General features: G+C 49.8%; 5 protein-coding genes. 2 read left to right on the top strand and 3 right to left on the bottom strand.

Going from position 1 to position 3,178, the window contains the following annotated elements; genetic code table 11:
* On the top strand, positions 1-1,146 hold a 1,146-nt coding region (locus V6C93_RS06570; protein WP_333475852.1), incomplete at its 5' end, for an exonuclease SbcCD subunit D.
* Between the two features lie 55 nt (positions 1,147-1,201).
* Here the strand turns inward: V6C93_RS06570 and V6C93_RS06565 are convergent.
* Both V6C93_RS06565 and V6C93_RS06560 read right to left on the bottom strand, forming a co-directional pair.
* Positions 1,202-1,444, bottom strand: coding sequence for a hypothetical protein (locus tag V6C93_RS06565; RefSeq protein ID WP_333475851.1), 243 nt, complete (start codon positions 1,442-1,444; stop codon positions 1,202-1,204).
* A 139-nt stretch (positions 1,445-1,583) separates the two neighbouring features.
* On the bottom strand, positions 1,584-1,742 hold the full coding sequence (locus V6C93_RS06560; RefSeq protein WP_333475850.1) for a hypothetical protein: 159 nt from the start codon (positions 1,740-1,742) through the stop codon (positions 1,584-1,586).
* A 67-nt stretch (positions 1,743-1,809) separates the two neighbouring features.
* On the opposite strand from V6C93_RS06560, the gene V6C93_RS06555 reads away from it, so the two are divergent.
* Entirely contained in the window at positions 1,810-2,241 is a 432-nt protein-coding gene (locus V6C93_RS06555; RefSeq protein WP_333475849.1) for a hypothetical protein, read from the top strand.
* Between the two features lie 204 nt (positions 2,242-2,445).
* Here the strand turns inward: V6C93_RS06555 and folE are convergent, their stop codons facing one another.
* Complete coding sequence (folE, locus tag V6C93_RS06550) at positions 2,446-3,162, bottom strand: GTP cyclohydrolase I FolE (RefSeq protein WP_349262628.1); 717 nt, start codon at positions 3,160-3,162, stop codon at positions 2,446-2,448.
* Positions 3,163-3,178 lie beyond the last annotated feature (16 nt).

The following is a 3,178-nucleotide window of genomic DNA, read 5'->3' as shown; positions in this document are numbered from 1 at the left end:
CCCGACGCCACACCGCCACCTTACGTTCAGGAAGCCTTTGCCAGCCAGTTTCGCCGCTTGGTGGATGCAGACATTCCTACCGTGTTGCTAGTTGGCAACCATGACCAGCACTCCCAAGGTCAGGGGGGGGCTAGTTTATGCATTTATCGTACTTTAGGTGTGCATGGATTTGTTGTAGGGGATGCGATCGCAACTCACCGCCTCCAAACTCGTAACGGTCTCGTGCAGGTGATTACTCTCCCCTGGCTCACTCGCTCCACACTACTAACTCGCCCAGAAACAGAAGGTTTGGCGCTTGCCGAGGTCAATGACTTGTTGACTCAGCGCCTTGACCCCGTATTAGAAGCCGAAATTCGGCGTCTTGACCCAGACGTACCGACTGTTCTTCTGGCTCATTTAATGGCAGACCGCGCTAACTTAGGAGCTGAGCGCTTCCTGGCTGTGGGTAAGGGCTTCACCATTCCCCTCTCTATGCTGACGCGCCCCTGCTTTGATTATGTTGCACTAGGGCACGTTCACCGACACCAAAATCTCAACCCATCAAATCAGCCACCCGTAATTTACCCTGGCAGCATTGAGCGGGTAGACTTCAGTGAAGAAAAAGAAGATAAAGGCTATGTACTCGTTGAGCTGGAACAAGGTCGCACTCAGTGGGAATTTTGTCCCTTGCCCGTGCGTCCTTTCCGTACCATCGAGGTGGATGTGTCTGAAGCAGCCGAGCCTCAAAGCAGTTTAATCAAAGCCATCGGGAAAAAGAATATTAAAGATGCCGTCGTCCGGTTGATTTACAAGCTACGTTCTGATCAGCTGGACTTCATCGACAACGCCGCTATCCATCAAGCCTTGAGTGACGCCCACAGCTATACGATTCGTCCAGAATTAGTGAGTCAGTTGGCTCGTCCTCGTTTACCAGAACTCGGCGTCGGTAGCAGCATGAATCCGATGGATGCTCTCTCTACCTATTTAGGAAACCGGGAAGACCTCAAGGATATCTCTGCTGAGATGATGGAAGCTGCGCAACAGTTACTGGCTGGGGAAGGGAATAATTGGTTAGACCTCACTGAGTCTGTTACAGGAGATCTCAGTGAGGAGAGAAGCAGCACGCTGCTGGGGGACAAAACAAATACCCAGCTACGGCTGCTTTAGAGGTTTTGGCAGACTGTCTCTCTACACAAGAAACACAGTTTTATAAATTACACGATTAGGGAGAAGGAGTACCCTTGCCTGCCGGAGTCTCTGTGGCAGACCCCTTGGTACCTTTGCCTGCTGGAGTCTCTGCCGGAGTCGTTGTGGCTGCGGGGGTTTCTGCCGGAGTAGTCGTTTCTGCGGGAGAAGTTGTGGCTGCGGGAGTAGCCGTGTCAGTTGGGGTCTCTTCTTTCGGCTGACAGGCGGCTAGCGTTGTCACCAAGCCCAGTAAAACTAGAACGAAGACTTTTGATTTCACAGTAAACATCCTCACATTAATTTGTAATTTTCGGCTGCTTTCCAATCCTTACAGAAATGTTGAGTTCATTTCAGGGCTAAAGGAAAGGACTTTCTGGCGTATTTTCTACCACTACCATGACATATAGCAATACCCTTGCCTAAATCGCTTTGTGTTGCGGGTCAGTAAGGATGCGCTCCAGGGGTAGACTTTTCGCCAACTTCGGTAGAATCCAATTATCTTCGTTCTTCAGTTGGTTCATCACTCTACTGAGCGAAGCAAAACAAGTTCGTTCGGGTAGGCTTGCTGCTATGCTCATGTCCGCTCAGATTAAGCGCCTTTTAGTCAGTGAAGTTTTATTTGTGAGACGCTCCCCTATTTCTTCTATGTCCAGACTTCTGCCAGTTGTCTTGGTCACAACAACTCTTTTCATCGGCGTTACGGAACGCTACCCGATCGCAACCGCTGGTACTTGTGTTGCAGCTAGCAGTTGTGGGCAGCAGCCCATAAAGTTTATACCAGGTCAACGTATTACAGTTGAGGTTGTTAACTTGACTCGACGTGTGATTCAGCTACAAAAGATAACTGGTACTACCCCCGTTGGCCTGAGTCCAGGACAGGTGCTGTCTTTTGCACGAGGGGGCAAAACAGAACCGAATTTCTCGGTCGTGTTGTGGGATGTAATTGGACGACCTGTGACGGTAAATATCCTGAAACCCGAAGCAAGAACCCTGCGCATAGAAGTTCGTCCCGGTGGGCGTCCTCCAGGCGATCGCTCAGTGTATCTTCAAGATGACGGTCGGGTTACTGTTTTGTGAACTACCGACGCTTACCCAAGGGAAGCGTCTAATTTCCAGTAAGGGGTAATGGCTAATGGAAGATGACTTATCGCTATTACCCATTACCTATTAGCTATTAGGAGATTGTCAATCAAAGAGGTATTGAACCCCCTTGATTGACCGTCTATCCATCCCAACGCCAATCTGATTACAGATATGGCGTGGGGCTTCCGGCGAAGAAAGCTAAAAGAAATTCGGTTGATGGCGGATTAGGTTGAGGTATTCCTCACGGGTTTTTTGGTCTTCCTGAAAAACACCAACCATCGCACTGGTGACTGTCCAAGAGCCCGGTTTTTGCACACCGCGCATCACCATACACATGTGAGTGCCTTCCATCACCACCGCTACACCCTTGGGTTCTAAGATGGTTTGAACGGCTTCAGCAATCTGGCGAGTTAGGCGTTCCTGCACTTGCAGCCGTCGTGCATACATCTCAACCACACGAGCCAGCTTGCTTAGTCCTACAACCTTTTGATTAGGGATGTAGGCGACGTGAGCCTTACCCATAAAGGGCAGCATGTGGTGTTCACAGAGGCTAAAGAAATTGATATCCCGAACAAGAACCATTTCATTATGGCCCTCATCAAAGATGGCTCCATTGACTAATTCTTCCAGAGACTGATTGTAGCCACTGGTTAGGAAACGCATCGCCTCTGCCACCCGCTTAGGCGTCTTGAGCAGTCCTTCGCGGTCTGGGTCTTCGCCAACGCCCAAAAGCATAGTCCTCACAGCTTCCATCATGTCCTCGTTCAGTTCTTCCGAGGGCGGTTTTAGATTGGGTTCCCGACCATTGTGAGTGTTGCGATCGGGTCGTGTCTCGACCTGAGGGATGGAATTTGAACTGTTGGGACTTGAAGCAGAGTTAGAGCTATTGAATGCGTTGGAAGAAGCAATAGTCATAATGAGCCTGATTGAA

This window comes from Allocoleopsis sp. (genome assembly GCF_036703385.1).
Taxonomy (GTDB): Bacteria; Cyanobacteriota; Cyanobacteriia; order Cyanobacteriales; family Coleofasciculaceae; genus Allocoleopsis.
The sequence above is the reverse complement of the archived record's forward strand: the minus strand, read 5'-3'. Positions and strand labels throughout refer to the sequence as shown.

Bases quoted from the DNA above. Each gene is read 5' to 3' on its own strand.
- V6C93_RS06560 (WP_333475850.1), bottom strand. From the start codon at position 1,742: ATGAGCATAGCAGCAAGCCTACCCGAACGAACTTGTTTTGCTTCGCTC.
- V6C93_RS06555 (WP_333475849.1), top strand. From the start codon at position 1,810: ATGTCCAGACTTCTGCCAGTTGTCTTGGTCACAACAACTCTTTTCATC.
- folE (WP_349262628.1), bottom strand. From the start codon at position 3,162: ATGACTATTGCTTCTTCCAACGCATTCAATAGCTCTAACTCTGCTTCA.